Source organism: Chryseobacterium sp. HNCC26DJ238, from assembly GCF_057180465.1.
Genome location: NZ_JBXUGI010000003.1, coordinates 211648 through 229133 on the forward strand (window position 1 = coordinate 211648; position 17486 = coordinate 229133).

19 protein-coding genes are annotated in these 17486 nt (G+C 36.1%); 8 read left to right on the forward strand and 11 right to left on the reverse strand.

Annotated features, from left to right (window positions below):
- The first annotated feature begins 8 nt into the window (after nucleotides 1–8).
- Together AC2A07_RS04010 and gcvT are read left to right on the forward strand one after the other, a co-directional pair.
- Nucleotides 9–485, forward strand: a complete 477-nt coding sequence (locus AC2A07_RS04010) for a hypothetical protein (protein WP_314496355.1) — start codon at nucleotides 9–11, stop codon at nucleotides 483–485.
- Nucleotides 486–555: 70 nt separating this feature from the next.
- A complete protein-coding gene (gene gcvT, locus AC2A07_RS04015; protein ID WP_484049323.1) occupies nucleotides 556–1632 on the forward strand; it encodes a glycine cleavage system aminomethyltransferase GcvT in 1077 nt (358 codons plus the stop codon).
- Between the two features lie 118 nt (nucleotides 1633–1750).
- On the opposite strand, the gene AC2A07_RS04020 is transcribed toward gcvT, so the two are convergent.
- Nucleotides 1751–2107: an arsenate reductase family protein gene (locus AC2A07_RS04020; protein ID WP_129534108.1), complete on the reverse strand. Its 357-nt coding sequence runs from the start codon at nucleotides 2105–2107 to the stop codon at nucleotides 1751–1753.
- A gap of 140 nt (nucleotides 2108–2247) precedes the next feature.
- On the opposite strand from AC2A07_RS04020, the gene AC2A07_RS04025 reads away from it, so the two are divergent.
- Together AC2A07_RS04025 and AC2A07_RS04030 are read left to right on the forward strand one after the other, a co-directional pair.
- Nucleotides 2248–2715: an acyl-CoA thioesterase gene (locus AC2A07_RS04025; protein ID WP_484049324.1), complete on the forward strand. Its 468-nt coding sequence runs from the start codon at nucleotides 2248–2250 to the stop codon at nucleotides 2713–2715.
- Between the two features lie 9 nt (nucleotides 2716–2724).
- Nucleotides 2725–3600, forward strand: coding sequence for a sugar phosphate isomerase/epimerase family protein (locus AC2A07_RS04030; protein ID WP_484049325.1), 876 nt, complete (start codon nucleotides 2725–2727; stop codon nucleotides 3598–3600).
- A gap of 66 nt (nucleotides 3601–3666) precedes the next feature.
- On the opposite strand, the gene AC2A07_RS04035 is transcribed toward AC2A07_RS04030, so the two are convergent.
- The 7 genes from AC2A07_RS04035 to AC2A07_RS04065 form a co-directional block, all read right to left on the reverse strand.
- Entirely contained in the window at nucleotides 3667–3864 is a 198-nt protein-coding gene (locus AC2A07_RS04035) for a hypothetical protein (RefSeq protein WP_314496368.1), read from the reverse strand.
- A gap of 188 nt (nucleotides 3865–4052) precedes the next feature.
- On the reverse strand, nucleotides 4053–5621 hold the full coding sequence (gene rny / locus AC2A07_RS04040; protein ID WP_484049326.1) for a ribonuclease Y: 1569 nt from the start codon (nucleotides 5619–5621) through the stop codon (nucleotides 4053–4055).
- 221 nt (nucleotides 5622–5842) lie between these two features.
- Entirely contained in the window at nucleotides 5843–6130 is a 288-nt protein-coding gene (locus tag AC2A07_RS04045) for a cell division protein ZapA (protein WP_314496373.1), read from the reverse strand.
- Nucleotides 6130–6432, reverse strand: coding sequence for a hypothetical protein (locus tag AC2A07_RS04050; protein ID WP_484049327.1), 303 nt, complete (start codon nucleotides 6430–6432; stop codon nucleotides 6130–6132). Before AC2A07_RS04050 ends, AC2A07_RS04045 begins: the two co-directional genes overlap by 1 nt.
- A gap of 138 nt (nucleotides 6433–6570) precedes the next feature.
- Nucleotides 6571–7353, reverse strand: coding sequence for a type IX secretion/gliding motility protein PorT/SprT (gene porT, locus AC2A07_RS04055; RefSeq protein WP_484049328.1), 783 nt, complete (start codon nucleotides 7351–7353; stop codon nucleotides 6571–6573).
- 3 nt (nucleotides 7354–7356) lie between these two features.
- Nucleotides 7357–8088 (reverse strand): bifunctional demethylmenaquinone methyltransferase/2-methoxy-6-polyprenyl-1,4-benzoquinol methylase UbiE, encoded by a 732-nt coding sequence (gene ubiE, locus AC2A07_RS04060; protein WP_484049329.1) that lies wholly within the window; start codon nucleotides 8086–8088, stop codon nucleotides 7357–7359.
- Nucleotides 8085–8654 carry a hypothetical protein gene (locus AC2A07_RS04065; protein ID WP_484049330.1) on the reverse strand — a complete coding sequence of 190 codons (570 nt, stop codon included), beginning with the start codon at nucleotides 8652–8654 and terminating at the stop codon, nucleotides 8085–8087. Before AC2A07_RS04065 ends, ubiE begins: the two co-directional genes overlap by 4 nt.
- A 100-nt stretch (nucleotides 8655–8754) precedes the next feature.
- On the opposite strand from AC2A07_RS04065, the gene AC2A07_RS04070 reads away from it, so the two are divergent.
- Entirely contained in the window at nucleotides 8755–9822 is a 1068-nt protein-coding gene (locus tag AC2A07_RS04070) for a ketoacyl-ACP synthase III (RefSeq protein WP_314496387.1), read from the forward strand.
- A 70-nt stretch (nucleotides 9823–9892) separates the two neighbouring features.
- Entirely contained in the window at nucleotides 9893–11098 is a 1206-nt protein-coding gene (locus AC2A07_RS04075) for a metallophosphoesterase (protein ID WP_484049331.1), read from the forward strand.
- Between the two features lie 83 nt (nucleotides 11099–11181).
- Here the strand turns inward: AC2A07_RS04075 and AC2A07_RS04080 are convergent, their stop codons facing one another.
- Together AC2A07_RS04080 and AC2A07_RS04085 are read right to left on the reverse strand one after the other, a co-directional pair.
- On the reverse strand, nucleotides 11182–11934 hold the full coding sequence (locus tag AC2A07_RS04080) for a polysaccharide deacetylase family protein (protein ID WP_484049332.1): 753 nt from the start codon (nucleotides 11932–11934) through the stop codon (nucleotides 11182–11184).
- Nucleotides 11935–12019: 85 nt separating this feature from the next.
- Nucleotides 12020–12982, reverse strand: a complete 963-nt coding sequence (locus tag AC2A07_RS04085) for an NAD-dependent epimerase/dehydratase family protein (RefSeq protein WP_484049333.1) — start codon at nucleotides 12980–12982, stop codon at nucleotides 12020–12022.
- Nucleotides 12983–13080: 98 nt separating this feature from the next.
- Between AC2A07_RS04085 and ggt the strand changes: the two genes are divergently transcribed.
- Together ggt and AC2A07_RS04095 are read left to right on the forward strand one after the other, a co-directional pair.
- A complete protein-coding gene (gene ggt / locus AC2A07_RS04090) occupies nucleotides 13081–14766 on the forward strand; it encodes a gamma-glutamyltransferase (RefSeq protein WP_484049334.1) in 1686 nt (561 codons plus the stop codon).
- A 183-nt stretch (nucleotides 14767–14949) separates the two neighbouring features.
- Nucleotides 14950–16230, forward strand: a complete 1281-nt coding sequence (locus tag AC2A07_RS04095) for a dicarboxylate/amino acid:cation symporter (protein WP_484049335.1) — start codon at nucleotides 14950–14952, stop codon at nucleotides 16228–16230.
- Between the two features lie 363 nt (nucleotides 16231–16593).
- Here AC2A07_RS04095 and AC2A07_RS04100 read toward each other — a convergent pair whose 3' ends face one another.
- Nucleotides 16594–17484 carry a diacylglycerol/lipid kinase family protein gene (locus AC2A07_RS04100; RefSeq protein ID WP_484049336.1) on the reverse strand — a complete coding sequence of 297 codons (891 nt, stop codon included), beginning with the start codon at nucleotides 17482–17484 and terminating at the stop codon, nucleotides 16594–16596.
- Nucleotides 17485–17486 lie beyond the last annotated feature (2 nt).

The following is a 17486-nucleotide window of genomic DNA, read 5'->3' on the forward strand; positions in this document are numbered from 1 at the left end:
ATGATATCATGAAAAAAATAATATTTATTTCGACTCTTTTTTTCTCTCTGCTCTTATTTTCCCAAAAGTCAGATAAGAAATTTTTTGAAAGTGAAAACTACTCTATTACGATGCCTGACACATGGAAAGCAACCAATGACGAAGGGATTGTCAATATTTTTCCGACTAACCAGATCGGTGCAGTAACCATTTCAGAATATCATGACCTGGAACTTCCCAAATCAGAAACAAAAAAATTCATTCTTGCCCTGCACAATTCTACAGATGATGAGAAAAACGTGAAAAGCGGAAGCAGCAAAAAGGGTTACACAGAATATTTTTACGAATATTTTGATGATAATGAAAATCTGTTCTGGATTACCAAAGTATTTCAGAAAAATAAAGAATTGTATATTGTAAGCATCAACTGTCAGAAAAAATACTGGAATGGAAATTACATGAAAGTTTTTAATGAAACTTTTGACAGTTTTAAAATCAAAAAATAAAATATCAGAACCGCCTCATTCGATACTGTGATGCGAATGGATATGAACAATAAAAATTATAAATCTACCTATGAAAAAAACAGCCTTGTATGACAAACACGTTTCTTTGGGAGCGAAAATAGTCCCTTTTGCAGGATTTGATATGCCTGTACAATATTCCGGAGTAACTGAAGAACATTTTGCAGTAAGAGAAAAAGCAGGATTGTTTGATGTATCTCACATGGGACAGTTTTTTATCGAAGGAGCAGGTTCAAAAGAACTTCTTCAGTACGTTACAACCAATAACCTTGATGCACTGGTGAACGGAAAGGCCCAGTATTCATGTCTTCCGAATGAAAATGGAGGAATCGTAGATGACCTTATTGTTTACAAAATGGAAGATGACAAATATTTTGTGGTAGTCAACGCTTCCAATATTGAAAAAGACTGGAATCATATTTCAAAATACAATACTTTCGGAGCAAAGATGACGAATGCATCAGATGAAATGTCTCTTTTGGCAGTTCAGGGACCGAAAGCAGCTGAAATCCTTCAGAAACTGACAGAAACGGATCTTTCAGAAATTCCTTATTACAATTTTACAGTAGGAAGTGTGGCAGGAGTAGAGGATGTGATCATTTCAAATACCGGTTATACGGGAAGCGGTGGTTTTGAAATTTATTTTAAAAATGAAAATGCTGAACAGCTTTGGGATGAGATCATAAAAGCAGGAGAAAATGAAGGAATTATCCCATGTGGATTAGCCGCCAGAGATACTTTGAGATTGGAAAAAGGATTTTGTCTTTATGGTATGGACATCGATGATACAACATCTCCGATTGAAGCCGGATTAGGCTGGATCACAAAATTTGATAAGGACTTTGTATCTAAAGAAATTTTTGCAAAACAGAAAGAAGAAGGAATCAACAAAAAACTCGTTGGGTTCGAATTACAGGATAAAGGGGTTCCGAGACATGATTACGATGTGGTTGATGCGGAAGGAAATATAATTGGAAAAGTAACTTCAGGAACGCAGTCGCCAATGAAAAAAATAGGTTTGGGAATCGCTTATGTGAATAAGCCTCATTTTAAATTGGATTCTGAAATCTTTATCAGGGTAAGAAATAAAGATATTCCTGCAAAAGTCGTTAAGATGCCTTTTGTGTAAAATCAGACTGTAAAAATCAAACCGGAATTATAAGCTTATGCTATGCCGTTTCTGATTTAAAGACATAAAAAACCACAGACTGTTCTGTGGTTTTTACTTTTTTTGACAAATAAGAGTTTTAATTATTTCCGTTGAAATGTGCTCTTAGATTTTCAATGTTTTTCTTATCGTTTCCGATGAAAATCTCCGTATCAGTGAGGAAAACCGGGCGCTTCAAAAAGGTGTAATGATCTAATAACAGTTCTTTGAAATCATCTTCTCCCATTGTTTTCAAATCAAGCTCTCTCAATTTTATCTGAGTCGATTTTTTACTGAATAAATCCTCGTAAGAATTCGTGATTTTATGCATTGCTTCCACTTCTTCCTGTGTGATAGGCTCCTTTTTTATTTCGCGCATCTCCCAGTCTCTCAGATCAAATTTTGCTAAAATTTTTCTGCATGTGTCACAACTATTAAGATAAAATACTTTCTTCATCTATATATATATTAATTATTTTTTAAATTTTACGTTCCGAATTGTATATTATTACAAGATACCACTTTAATATGGGAAAAGGACTATTTAATTTCACTTTATGATATTTAATGAATATCTTTATTAAAATTTTAAAAAATATGGATAACAAACCAGTTACTTTTCAGTTTATTTCAGAACCTTCGGACGTAAATTACGGTGGAAATGTGCATGGTGGAAGTGTTATGAAATGGATTGATCAGGCTGGATATGCCTGCGCCACCACCTGGAGCGGAAATTATTCGGTTACGGTATATGTAGGAGGCATCCGTTTCTACGAGCCCATCAAAATCGGTGAAATTGTGAAAGTCGAAGCACAGGTAATCTATACCGGTTCATCCAGTATGCATATTTCTATCAATGTATTCTCACGAAATCTCAAACAACCTGTTTTTGACAAGAAAACACACTGCATTATCGTTTTTGTGGCTGTTGATGAAAACGGGAAAAAACTTCCTGTTCCGAAATGGATTCCTGAGACCAATGAAGATAAGCAACAGGAAATGTATGCGAAACGACTGATGGAATTGAGAACGCAGATCGAAGATGAGATGAAACCTTTTCTTTAAACTAAAATAATGAATAGAGCAGATTTTTTGAAACTTTCATCTGCAGGTTTTCTGGGATTATATTCTTGTGGAATTTCAAATTCAATGAAAAAAAACCACCGGTTAGCTATCCAGCTGTACACGATCAGAGAAGCCATTTCTAAAAATCCGGAGATCGCTTTGGAAAAAATAGCCGCATTAGGCTTTACAGATCTGGAAATTTACGGATACGACGGAACCTTCTTTGGTAAAAACAGAAACGAGTTTCAATCGATCCTCAACAATACCGGTTTAAAGGTAATCAGTTCCCATCATCAGACAGGAGTGATAAGAAATGAAGCAGGGACACTTCTCAATAACTGGGAACAAAGTATTGATGATCTACAATTTATCGGATCTGAATATCTGGTCTGTTCTTATCTGGTTCCAGAAGAAAGGACTTATGAAAATTACAGAAAACTTCCTGATCTGCTTAACAGATCAGCTGAAATTACGAAACAGTCAGGTCTTCAGTTTGCCTATCATAATCATGAATTTGAATTTGAAAAACTGAATGATAAAACGGTTATTTATGATTTTATTTTAGAAAACACATCAAACGACCTGGTCACAATGGAACTGGATCTTTATTGGATTGTAAAGGCAGGTTTTGACCCCCTGTATTATTTTCAAAAATATCCCGGAAGATTTGCTTTATGGCATGTGAAGGATATGCAAAAAGAAACCGGAACATTTACTGAAGTAGGATTTGGAATGATTGATTTTAAAAGAATATTTGCAGCAGCTGAGAAAGCTGGCTTAGAATATTGGTTTTTAGAACAGGATTCAAGTGATAAGGACATTTTTGAAAGCATTCTGCTGAGCAAAAAATATATCACAGGTCACCCATTTTTCTTTAATAAATAAAGATATAAAACTGTACAATAAAAAAGGCTTCTATAATATATACAGAAGCCTTTCTTTTTTGATATTTTAGTACTGATCGTTGCATCTGATAACCTGAAGGCATCCAATATACTGCCCGCAGTATTTTGGTCCGCTTAATGTTCCGTCACAATTGCAACCGCATAAAGATAAATCAGGAGTTCCTCCGTTTCCGGAACCTCCTACGATGTCTTTCAGTTCTGAACTTTTCAGTTTCTTAGCATTTTTTAAAATTTCATTTAACATAATAATTTGGTTTTAATTTTAGTTATCAAATTTAACAATAAAAATGAAAGTTCCAAATAATAATTCAACTTATTATGATAATTATTCATTACCGTATTGGACTATGTTTACTCAGTATATGGATATATAAAAAAGAACCTTTCAAATAAATTTGAAAGGTTCTTCTGTAATATCAATTTTAAAGCGTATTACCTGGCGATATTTACGGCTCTTGTTTCTCTGATTACGGTAACTCTTACCTGTCCGGGATAAGTTAACTCATTCTGAATTTTCTCTGAAATATCATAAGAAAGCTGTGAAGCTATTTCGTCATTCACTTTTCCGCTTTCAACCATTACTCTCAATTCTCTACCCGCCTGGATTGCATAGGCACTCGATACTCCTTCAAAGCTCAATGCGGCTGCTTCAAGATCTTTCAGTCTCTGGATATAAGATTCCAGCACCTGGCGTCTTGCTCCGGGTCTTGCCCCTGAAATTGCATCTGCAACCTGAATAATCGGAGATAACAGAGAGGTCATTTCCACTTCGTCATGGTGAGCTCCAATCGCATTGATCACTTCAGGATTTTCACCATATTTCTCTGCCCACTGCATTCCTAATAAAGCGTGCGGAAGTTCAGACTCCTGTTCAGGAACTTTACCGATATCATGTAAAAGACCGGCTCTTTTAGCCATTTTCACATTCAGACCTAATTCTGCAGCCATGGTTGCGGCAATGTTTGCCACTTCTCTTGAATGCTGTAAAAGGTTCTGCCCGTAAGAAGAACGGTATTTCATTCTACCTACGATTTTCACCAATTCAGGATGTAAACCGTGGATTCCAAGATCAATAATGGTTCTTTTACCAACCTCTATGATCTCTTCTTCTATCATTTTCCTTGTTTTCTCAACGACCTCTTCAATTCTTGCAGGGTGAATTCTACCGTCTGTTACCAGCCTGTGAAGGGACAGTCTTGCAATTTCTCTTCTTACAGGATCGAAACATGAAAGAAGGATTGCTTCCGGAGTATCATCAACGATAATTTCCACTCCTGTCATTGCTTCCAGGGCACGGATATTCCTTCCTTCTCTACCGATGATTCTTCCTTTAACCTCATCAGATTCAATATTGAAAACGGACACTGAATTTTCAATAGCCTGCTCCGTTCCGATTCTCTGAATTGTCTGAATAACGATTTTTCGGGCTTCACTTTTAGCATTCAGCTGAGCTTCTTCCATGATGCTCTGAACATGTGCCTGCGCTCTTGTTTTGGCTTCTGCTCTCATCGTCTCCACCAATTCTGATTTAGCCTCTTCAGCGGTATAATTTGAAATTTTCTCGAGCATTTCTACTTTTCTGGATACAGCAGAGTCAAGTTCCTGCTGTTTCTTTTCCAGGACTTCAGTTTTCTTTGCATAATCAGCAATCTGTCTGTCTAAGTCTTTTTCAAGCTTACCTGCTTTGCTGAGTTCGTCGTTCAGTTTGTTTTCTTTGTCTTTAACCCTTTTCTCTCCTTCCTGCATTTTCCTTTCACGGGTCTGAATATCTGCATCATGCTGGGATTTCAGTTCAAGAAATTTTTCTTTAGCCTGTAGATTTTTTTCTTTTTTTATCGATTCGGCCTGTACATTAGCTTTCTCTATAAGGTTTTCGGCATTTTTGGTTGCATCGTCTATAATAAATTTGCCTTTGGCATTCAGGGAGCTTTTAGAAAATAACATTCCTAAAACAGCACCTGCTACTAAACAAATAATGCCGACTATTATGGCTGTTGTCATATATATATTGAGTTTTAATTGTCTAAATTTAAAATAAAAAAGCCTACAATAATCCAGTGATTTAGAGTAAACTCCTGATCTCCACGATTTGATCTGATTTCTTCTCTCTGTAATCTGCGTAATGCAGCACGCCATTGAAAAGACTTTCGAACATTAATTGTTTAGTGTTGAGTTTACCTTAATGTGTTAGAATTACTGTAGGCAGGTTTTTGCGGAAAAATTTATTTTCCGGTTTCATTCAGCGTCTGATTAATTTTCACTAATCTTTCGTTGGTTGAATGTATATTTTTTTCGTAGTTAAGAGATACCACTTCTGCATTGGTTCCAAGTTTAAGGGCACACATTGCCAAAGCATCCTGTTTATCTCTTACATCAAAATTCTGTTCAAAATCCTTAATCATGTTTTCAATCTGCTTTCCCACTTTCCGCAGAGTTTCTTCCTCTGCTGCGGGTACATTCAGCGGATATACTCTTCCTGCAATGTTGATGGTTATTCTCCTTACCTCCATTATAGTCCACTGTTTTGAAGCTGCGCAATACAAAAGTCCACTTCTTTCACCAATCTGTTGATATGGTTTTTCATGAGTCTGTTGTGTTCAGGATTCCCTGATATTGCTGAATACAATTTTATATTTTTCTGTTCTTCTGCTAATACCTGATTTTTCTTCCTCTCTTCATCATATTTCTTCTTCAGGTCTTCGTGCTCACGATTCAGTTCCGATAATTTTTCAGAAAGATTTTGGTGGCTCTTATGAAGATTCAAAATCTTTTTTTCCAGTTCTGAAAAATTGTTTTCTAATTCTTGAAGCATTTCAGGTTTCTAATTATTCTAACTAAAAGCAAAAATATGAAAATAAAAACACTCACAAAAATAAAAGTCTCTATATTTTGACTAAAAACATAAAGGAGATGCCATGGCATCTCCTTTATGTTTCAATTTTATGTAATACTACTCAAATTTCAGAACAAACATGATGGCTCTTGTCTGTAAAGTAGATACTGCTGCTGACCAGTAGGGCGGCGTTGTTGCATTATCCGCAACCATTTCGTTATTCATGAAAAACGTTCCTCTCACAGCAGGAGTCAGTTTAAATTTATTGAAGTAAAACTGAATTCCCATTTCTGCCGACCACGCAAAGTTGTGTGTTGTCGATCTGAAAACCTGCTGTTGATTATCATCCTCTGAATCAGAGTTAGACTGTAAATTTACGATATAGTTTACCCCGGCAGCAATGTAGGGTCTTGAGTTGTACCATCTTTCCCCATGAAGCTCAAGCAATACAGGAACATCTACCAAAGTTGATTTTATTTCTCTTACCCTGTCTTTTTCTGTCAAAAAAATAGGAGTGAACGGAGGATTTGTTAAAGTTCCATTCTGATAAATATCATTTCCCTGAGTATTGAATATTAACTGTCTCTGAGCAAACTGTAAACCTGGCTCTACCCTTACATCCAGATAATCATTCAGTCTGAATTTTGCAATCAGACCTGCTCCGAAACTGGTGCTTGATTTTGAACTGACAAGGTTCTGATTTGCATTCATACCGTATCTTGGATTAAGGACGATCCGGTAGTCCAGAATATTGCCATTCAGATAAAAACCCCAACTGAATTTTTGCTGGTCAAAATCTTCCAGCTTATCCATCCTGTTACGAGTTCTAAATTGAGCGTCTGCAAAAGTTGCAATACTAACTGAGGCTAAAACCAGAGCTTTTAATAGAAATTTATTCATAGGTTATTTTGTTGCTTTATAAATTGTGGCGATACCTAAACTTAATTTTTTATATTCTACTTTTTTAAATCCTGTGTCTAAAAGTATTTGTCTCATTTTTTCTCCGTAAGGAAAAGCATTAACAGAATCCGGCAGATATGTGTAAGCCCTGTTATCCTTAGAAACGAGTCTTCCAATTGCCGGTAATATATTTTTGAAATAAAACATATAAAACGGGCCTAGAAAACCTTCCACTTTTGAAAACTCAAGAATATATAAACTTTTATTTTCCTTCAACACCCTTCTCAGTTCTGACAACCCTTTGATTAGGTTTTCAAAATTCCTCACTCCAAATGCAACGGAAACAGCATCATATCTATTGTCCTCGAAAGGTAAATTTTCTGCATCCCCTTTCTGCATAGAAATTTTGCCGTCTAATTTAAGTTTTTTTATTTTAATAATTCCAACATTTAACATTTGCTGCGATAAATCCAGCCCTACCACTTTTGCATCGGTTCCCTTTTCTACTGCAATGGCAAGATCTCCGGTTCCTGTTGCTACATCCAAAACTTCCTGAGGAGCATCTTCCTTCATCATGCGAACCAGTTTATTTCTCCACAAAACATCAATTTTCATGGAAAGCACATGATTGAGCAAATCGTACTTCGGTGCTATATTGTCGAACATATCCTCTACCTGGCTTTTTTTTGCAGCCTCAGAGTTATAGGGCGTTACTTTGTTGATATCGTTTGTCAAAACTTGTAATATTCTTTATAATAATTAAGGTAATCCTGTTTTCTGAAGATCTTGGAGCGTGATTCTACTTTGTCAATATTCTTTATCAGCTGATCGTATTCTTCATTTACATTGTAATAAAAATCTTCTGTATACAGCTTATTAAAGTGTCTGGCCCCTCCAAAATACGGTTTTCCATCAATGATGGTTTTATCCAACGCCAAAAGTAATGAATCTTTTTTAAGATTGTACCCATAATATTGATCATTAACATAATAATCCTTATGAGCAATGTTGATCAATCCTCTTACTTTATTTACCTCAAATGCAGAATCATAAAGTAATTTCTTATTTTGATTAAAAACTTTTATGGAGTTTCTTCCCTTATTGAGATCAACTTTGACAAACTGACCTCCTGAGATTACTCCTTCGGAACCATTATTAATCTTATAATAATAAGTATCAGGAGTAGGATTATCAACCAGATAATAATTTTTTTTGGCTAAGAAAAAGAAATACACTCCGAAAGCAATTATAAATACTGCTGAGGCGATAAGTAATCCTTTTAAAGACGGATTGTTTTTCATAGATTGTTAAACACAATTTTTGCAAATTTAATAATATTTTTAATTCTTTCTTATTAATATTAATTATTAACTTTGCATCTTTATAAAATCATTTAAACGAATGCCGAATACGATCATTATTGGTTCCGGATCTTATATTCCTGACAGAGTTATTGGTAGAGATTATTTTCTAAATTCTGAATTCTATACCGATGAAGGCGAAAAAATTGACAAGCCGACAGATGAAATCATCTCAAAATTTGTAGAAATTACAGAAATTGAAAACAGAAGATATATCGATGACAACACTTCCAACTCAAAAATCGGTTATGAAGCTTCTAAAATTGCTCTTGAGGATGCAAAAGTAGATGGCGAAAACCTTGATTACATTATTTATGCAAGTAATTTTGGCGAAGTGGGAACCAATGGTGCTGCGAACTTTATGCCTAATATGGCGGGCAGAGTAAAAAATCATCTTGGCATTAAAAACAGAAAATGTATCACTTATGATATGATTTTCGGCTGTCCGGGCTGGGTTGAAGCTATGATCCTGGCAGACAATCTTATTAAAGCGGGGGTAGCAAAAACTATTCTTGTCGTAGGATCAGAAACACTAAGCCGCGTTACCGATCCTTATGACAGAAATAAAATGATTTTCGCTGACGGTGCTGGTGCAGTTGTTGTAAAAGCAACAGATGAGGAAAATGTAGGAATTATTTCTCATAACACCATCTGTGACAACGGCCCTGAACTTGAATATTTAAGAAACGGAATATCTATCAACAAAGATTTTGACGATCAGAAGATCTACATCAGGATGATGGGAAGAAAAATCTACGAATATGCACTTAAAAACGTTCCAGTAGCGATCAAAGAAACTATTGACGACGCAGGATTATCTATAGAAAACATCGACAAAATCCTGATCCATCAGGCGAATGCAAAAATGGATTATGCCATGATCGACAGACTTCATAAACTGTATAACGTCAAAGAGTATGATCATGCAATTTCTCCAATGACCATTCAGCAGTTTGGAAACTCTTCCGTTGCAACGATTCCTACAATGTTTGATTTAATTATTAAAGGAAAAATGGAGGGTCAATCGTTTAAAGAAAAAGGGAACATTGTGATGACCTCGGTAGGTGCCGGAATGAATATCAATGCGATCGTTTATAAATTTCCTTAAAACTTACATTAATTTAAAAAAATATAAAAAGCACAAAAGGAATTCTTTTGTGCTTTTTTAAAAATCAGTTATGCAGAGAAATTTCTTAATTATAGCAGCCATCTTCCTGTTTTTGGAAGTGTATATCTACCAGGCAATCAGAACGCTTACTGACAATTCATGGATCAAGGCAGGCTACTGCATCCTGTCTATTGCTGTATACTGTTTTTTTGCATATGAAGTATCTCACTTTCAAAGATCAGACAGAAGTACAGTGAGGGCACAGATCATGATTTCTTTATTTCTGGTTCTGATCTTACCCAAAATTTTCATCGTTCTGTTTTTGCTGATCGACGATATTTTCAGAACAGGAGGGTATTTATTTGGTCTTACAAGATCTTCCGAAAATTTCTTCCCGGAAAGAAGAAAATTCTTAAGCATTATGGGACTTGGTTTAGGAGGAGTGCTATCAGCCCTGTTTATTGACGGGATTACTTTTGGTAAATACCGGCATAAAGTAAGAAGAGTCAGAGTAACGATTAAAAATCTGCCTCAAAGTTTTAAGGGATACAAAATCATACAGATTTCAGACGTTCACAGCGGAAGCTTTTCTGATCCCGGCAAACTGGAACATGCAATTGATTTGATTAATGAGCAAAATCCTGACCTTGTATTATTTACAGGAGACATGGTGAACAATGTTTCTGAAGAATTCAAACCATTTATTCCTCTTTTCTCTAAAATCAAAGCCAGAGACGGCAAGTTTGCAGTTCTGGGAAATCACGATTACGGTGATTATGTTACCTGGGATTCGCCTGAAGCAAAAAAAGTCAACCTTGACAATCTGATTGAATATGAAAGACAGGCAGGGTTTGAAATGTTAAGAAATGAAAACCGTTTTATTGACAGGAATGGTGAAAAGCTCTACATACTGGGTGTTGAAAACTGGGGACTTAAACCTTTCCCACAATTCGGCAAAATCGACATGGCGCTTGAAAACATTCCACAAAACGCCGCAAAGATCTTAATGAGCCACGACCCTACCCATTTCGATTATGTGGTTAAAAAACATCCTGCAGACATTCATTTGACGCTTTCCGGTCACACCCATGGAATGCAGTTCGGACTGGATCTGAAAAACATCAAATGGTCACCTGTACAATACAAATATCCGAAATGGGCAGATTTATATGAAAGTGAAGGAAAAATGCTTTACGTGAACAGAGGTTTCGGAGTTTTGGGATATCCGGGAAGAGTGGGTGTACTGCCTGAAATTACACTTTTCGAATTGTCTTAATTATAACGAATCTATACTTAAAATTCGGGATTGACCGTGTGAAAACACGATCAATCCCGAATTTTGCTTTATAAGTTTAATTATTAGAATACATAGTCCTTCATTCTGGAAGTCGCCATCTCTTTTTCATTAACCCACATCAGAAATGCCTCCAACTTATCTTCCATTTTTTTACCTGTATTGTATCTCCGGTAAAACGGAACTTTAAACTGATGTTTTTCCACATCAGTGAACTGCCATACATCAAGATAAACTAATACAAAATCGTCATTTTTCAGGGTTTCAAAAACCATATTCTTATAGTACTTCATAGGTAAAACCTGAAATATAAAATCATTATATGGCAGTTGGCTGTAGGGAGAAATACTTTCGGGAACAATGCTGATCCCATCTTCTTCAATGATTTCACAATCTCTCTTAAGACGTTTAAAAGGGAAAAGAATATCCGAATGGTCAATATTTGAAATATAAGTGAATCCCATCAGCTTCAGCTCAGATCCGGAGAATCGGACTTCTTTCTGACGAATTCCCTTTACCTGTTTTTCCAGAAAGTCTTCTGTAGTTTTTTTTACTTCTTCCAGTTTTTCTACCGAAGTGCTTTGATTGTAAAAAGCAATTTCATGCCCTTGGGCAGAAATTGCTTTCAGTAAATTTTTAAGTTTTTCAACAAGAGAAATCTCAACAAAAAAACTTGCTTTGATATCGTGAATTTCTAATATTCTCAGAACAGCTCTGGTATTAGATTCTGTGATTACCAACCTCTCTTCGTGGGAAATCTGAATCCCTTTCTTGGTTTCAGATTCGATTAAAACTAAATTAAAGGTCAGTAATATCATTAAACCAAATTTTATTTAAATACTTTAAAACACTAAAAATCAGATGTTAATATAATATTTAATTAAAGTAAAACTTTATTATAAATTATTTATTCAATTTTGTCTTCAGATTTTTAATCATATCGGTTGACATCTCAGAAATTCCGAAATCGTAAGAAAGTCCCCAGTCTTTTTTTGCTACAGAATCATCAATTGACGATGGCCATGAGTCTGCAATAGCCTGTCTGAAATCCGGCTGATAATCAATCACGAATTCAGGAATTTCATTTTTGATTTCTGCTGCCAATTCTTTTGGAGTGAAAGACATTCCTCCAAGATTATAGGACGAACGAACGGTTAAACTTTCTTTTGGAGCCGCCATCAATTTCAATGTTGCATTGATAGCATCATCCATATATAACATTGGCATGGCTGTATCTTCAGATATGAAACTTGTGTATTTCCCCTCTTCCACTGCCTCATAAAAAATCTCAACGGCGTAATCAGTAGTTCCTCCTCCGGCTGGAGTTTTCCATGAAATCAATCCTGGATACCGGATACTTCTTACATCAACTCCATACTTGTCAAAATAATATTCACACCATTTTTCACCTGCCATTTTTGAAATTCCATATACGGTAGTCGGATTTAAAACAACATCCTGCGCAACATCATTTTTTGGAATTCCCTTACCAAAGACAGCAATAGAACTTGGCCAAAAAATCTTCTGCAATAAACCTTCTTTCGCCATTTCGCAAAAATGAAGAAGTGGCTCAAGATTCAGTTTCCATGCGAATACAGGCTGTTTTTCAGATGTTCCTGATAAAAGTGATGCGAGATGATAAACCGTCGTAATTTCGTAATCTTTAATCACCTGCTTCACCAACTGTGTATTGGTTACGTCCATTCTTTCATAATGGCCGGCAGAAGTAATCCCTTTTTGATATCTGTCCAGCCCTGAAGCAACTACATTTTCCGCTCCGTGCATTTCTACCAGTCTGTTGGTAAGCTCGGTTCCGATTTGACCTAAAGCTCCCGTAATCAATATTTTTTCCGTGAAAGACTCCATTTTTTTATGTATTATTTTTATTAGATGAGTAAAAGCAAAAATAAAGATTTTGCCCTCTATAAGAAAACAAAATTGTAAATTAGGATATAATTTTTATCATGAAGAAAGTTTTATTCATCTTATTGATCTCATCCGGTACACTGCCAGCGCAGTTTACAGAGATCAACATCGTAAAAGAAGTTACTGTTAAGAACAGAGGCGTAGTCGTTTCTGCACATCCATTGGCAAGTGAAGCCGGAGCAAAAATGATGAGAATGGGTGGGAATGCGTATGACGCAATTATAGCCACTCAATACGCCTTGGCCGTAGTGTATCCGCAGGCAGGAAATATCGGAGGAGGCGGATTTTTAGTCGGAGTCAAAAATAACGGCGAAAAATTCACGTTGGACTACCGAGAAACCGCCCCTAAAAATGCTTCCAGAGATATGTATCTGGATAAAAAAGGAAAAGCAAACACGGATCTTTCTCAAAACGGAAGATTAGCAGTGGGAATCCCCGGAAGTGTTGCCGGATTTTTTGCTACGTTAAAACATGGTAAGCTGCCGATGGAAAAACTGATTCAGCCGGCTATCGAACTGGCTGAAAAAGGGTTTGCAATTACAGAACAGGAAGCAGCTTTATTAAATTCCAATCAGGAGAATTTTAAGAAACACAATCCGTTACCGATCGTTTTTGTAAAGAGTCATCCCTGGAAAGCAGGCGACCTTCTTGTTCAGAAAGAACTGGCTGAAACCTTAAAATTGATTCAAAAATCCGGTTTAAAAGGTTTCTATGAAGGGAAAACCGCACAACTTATGATTGCCGAAATGAAAAAAGGCAACGGAATCATCACATCTGAAGACCTGAAAAACTATAAGGTTGCAGCAAGAAAAGCCCTGGAATTTGATTACAGAGGAAATCAGGTGGTATCGATGCCATTACCATCAAGCGGCGGAATCCTGTTGGCTCAAATGCTGAAAATGGCCTCTTTTGAAAATTTAGGAAAATATCAGCAAAACTCTACCGAAGCCGTTCAGATTATGGCAGAGGCTGAAAGAAGAGCATTCGCAGACCGTGCAGAATATATGGGAGATCCTGATTTTATTCATGATAAAACCACTTATCTGATTTCAGAGGAATACTTAAAAAACAGATGGAAAAATTTCAGTTTCAGCAAGGCAACACCAAGTGCTGATGTCGGAAAAATCATTAACCAACCTAAAGAATCAACAGAAACCACACACATTTCAGTAATTGACAAGGAAGGCAATGCAGCTTCGGTAACGACAACGCTTAACGGCTACTACGGAAGTAAAGTACTCGTTTCCGGCGCAGGCTTTTTCCTGAATAATGAAATGGATGATTTCTCAGTAAAACCCGGAGTTCCGAATATGTTTGGAGCAGTGGGCGGAGAAGCCAATTCTATTCAGCCCAATAAAAGAATGCTTTCTTCTATGACTCCTACCATTGTCATGAAAAACGGAAAACCTTATATGGTTGTGGGAACTCCCGGTGGCACAACTATCCCAACTTCTGTTTATCAGTCTATCGTCAATGTGGTTGATTTCAAACTGAACGCCAATATTTCTGTCAATGCTCCGAAATTTCATCATCAGTGGCTTCCTGAAATTATCACTTTTGAAAAAAACTTTCCGGAATCTACGATCAGAGATTTGGAAAAATTAGGTTATAAGGCAGAAAGAGACAAACGTTTGGGTAAGACAGAAATGATCTTAATCGATGATTCAGGAAATATTCATGCTGTAGCAGACGGGCGCGGGGATGATTCTGTGGCAGTGGAATAACTTTGGGGTGTAAAAAATGCTCTTACCTTGAGGTAATATTCTTCTTTATCAGCTACGGAAACAGCACATAATCAATCAGTTTAGGCGAAGGCACAGGCTTCGCCTAATTTTTTTTAACAAAACTGACCTATTAAAGCATATTTTCTTATTTTTCTGCATTATTAAATATATTTTAATTTGAACATGAATATGAAAAAAATTTATCAGCAACTTTACTTCCAGGTTATTATTGCCATCATTGCCGGAATTGCTTTAGGAAACTTTTATCCTGAGCTGGGTGAAAAAATGAAACCATTAGGTGACGGCTTTATTAAACTCGTGAAAATGATCATTGCTCCTGTTATTTTCATTACACTGACATTAGGAATTGCTCACATGACTGATCTCAAAAAGGTTGGCAGAATTGCCGTAAAAGCAATGATCTACTTTTTTACATTTTCCACTCTGGCATTAATCATCGGATTAATTGTCGGAAATTTACTTCATCCGGGCTCCGGACTGAATATTGATCCTGCAAGCCTTTCGGGAGATGTATCACAATATCAGCAAAAGGCACATGATACAACGTTAACAGGATTCATGATGAATATCATCCCTGAAACATTATTCAGTCCACTGGTAGGTGATAATATCCTTCAGGTACTTTTAGTCGCAATCCTGATGGGTGTTGCCTTGGTTCTTACAAAAGAAAAAAGTCAGAGAATTACTGACTTCTTACAGGATATGGCCACTCCCATTTTCAAGATCGTCCACATGCTGATGAAGCTTGCTCCCATAGGGGCATTCGGAGCGATGGCATTTACGATAGGAAAATACGGTTTGGCATCTGTTTTAAATTTAATTTTTTTAGTTGGAACCTTTTATATTACTTCGATCTTATTCGTTGTGCTGGTATTGGGTTCAGTAGCATGGTATAATGGCTTTAATATATTTAAACTTATGTATTACCTGAAAGAAGAACTGCTGTTGGTACTGGGAACAAGCTCTTCAGAATCTGCACTTCCTGGAATTATGGACAAACTAGAAAAAGCTGGCTGTTCAAAAGCAATTGTAGGTCTTGTTGTTCCTACAGGATATTCCTTCAATCTTGACGGTACAAACATTTATATGACCCTGGCATCTTTATTTATTGCCCAGGCCTTGAATATCGACCTTTCTCTGGAAAAACAGCTAATGCTTCTTTTAGTGGCCATGCTAAGTTCAAAGGGTGCAGCTGGAGTTACAGGTGCAGGATTTGTTACCCTGGCAGCTACTTTAGCAGTCGTTCCTGAAATTCCGATTGCAGGAATGACTTTAATTTTAGGTATTGATAAATTTATGAGTGAATGCCGCGCACTGACGAATGTGGTAGGAAACTCCGTAGCCACAGTAGTGGTTGCCAACTGGGAAAAGCAACTTGACAGGAAACAACTACAGTATTGCCTCGATCATCCTAATAAAATAGAGGAAAAAATAGAGGTCTGAATCTAGCTGTAAATCATAAAAAAAGTTAATTTTTATTAAAAAAAGAGTTTTTCCAAACGTATGATTGAAAACATAAGGTTTTTACATTTTGTTTTCATAGATTTGTAGAACATTATCATTGAATAATGGTAATTTTTTTTTCATCATTTGTGTTTTTAAGCCTTCTTAATTGAAGGCTTTTTTGTGCCCGCTGAAGATTTCATTTTTCCAGTAAATACTCAGAACTAAAAGCACGTCAAAAACTTAGGTTCTCAAATAGATCTGCCTATTTAAGATCTCAAACATGCTTACGCAGTACCTGAGACAAACAAGAAAATGAATTGCAAAATTCTTCTGAAAGGAGTTGAACTGATTAATGATCTGCTAAATCAAAATAGTAAGACTGGAAGGCTGAACTTTTATATGGACAGGTGATTTTATTTTATTGAATTCACCGTCTAAATGCCAGTTTTTGGTATTGACTTTAAATTCAATTTCCGAGACAGGAAGATACGTAATATAGTCATCCTCCTTAAGTTTCTTAGTAAACATTCTGAAGGCAAAAAGTGGAGAGTAGGTCAACGGAAATTTTTTAACCAGAACCATATCAACCAATCCGTCACTTTTACTTGCCATCGGAGCGATATAGGCATTATTACCAAACTGACGGGTGTTTGCTATGTTGACCATCAGATATTTGCCATTGTATGATTGATACTTTTCGTCTCTAAATTTCAGCTTGATCGGTTTATAATTAAAAAATGTTTTGAGCGAAACTTTGATATAATTTTTGAAGCCCCGGTCTGTCTTTTCAAATTCCTTGACCACTTTACCGTCAAATCCGGTTCCTGAAACATTAATAGAAAGCCTATCATTGACCGTGAAAGTATCAATTTTCCTGGATTTTTTTTGTTTCAGTTTTTCTAATAGCTCATCTAAATTTTTACTGAACTGGGTTTCATTAGAAAAACCGTTTCCAGATCCTGCAGGAAAAATAGCTAAAATTTTATCTGTGTTAATAAGGTTTTTAGCCACCGTCGAAATAGTACCGTCACCTCCTATGGCAACAAAAATATCTGTATCTGAGAAATGCTCATGCATAAATTCTTCAGTACCGGGAATTGATTCTGAAATATAATACAGAGGGTTTTCAATTTTCCTTTTCAGCTCATTGAGAAATGGGTGATAATTCTTTTTCGCTGAAAAAGGATTGATGATAAAAGCTACTTTTTCCATTGACACAAAAGTAAAAAATGCTTCCTTATCCGGAAGCATTA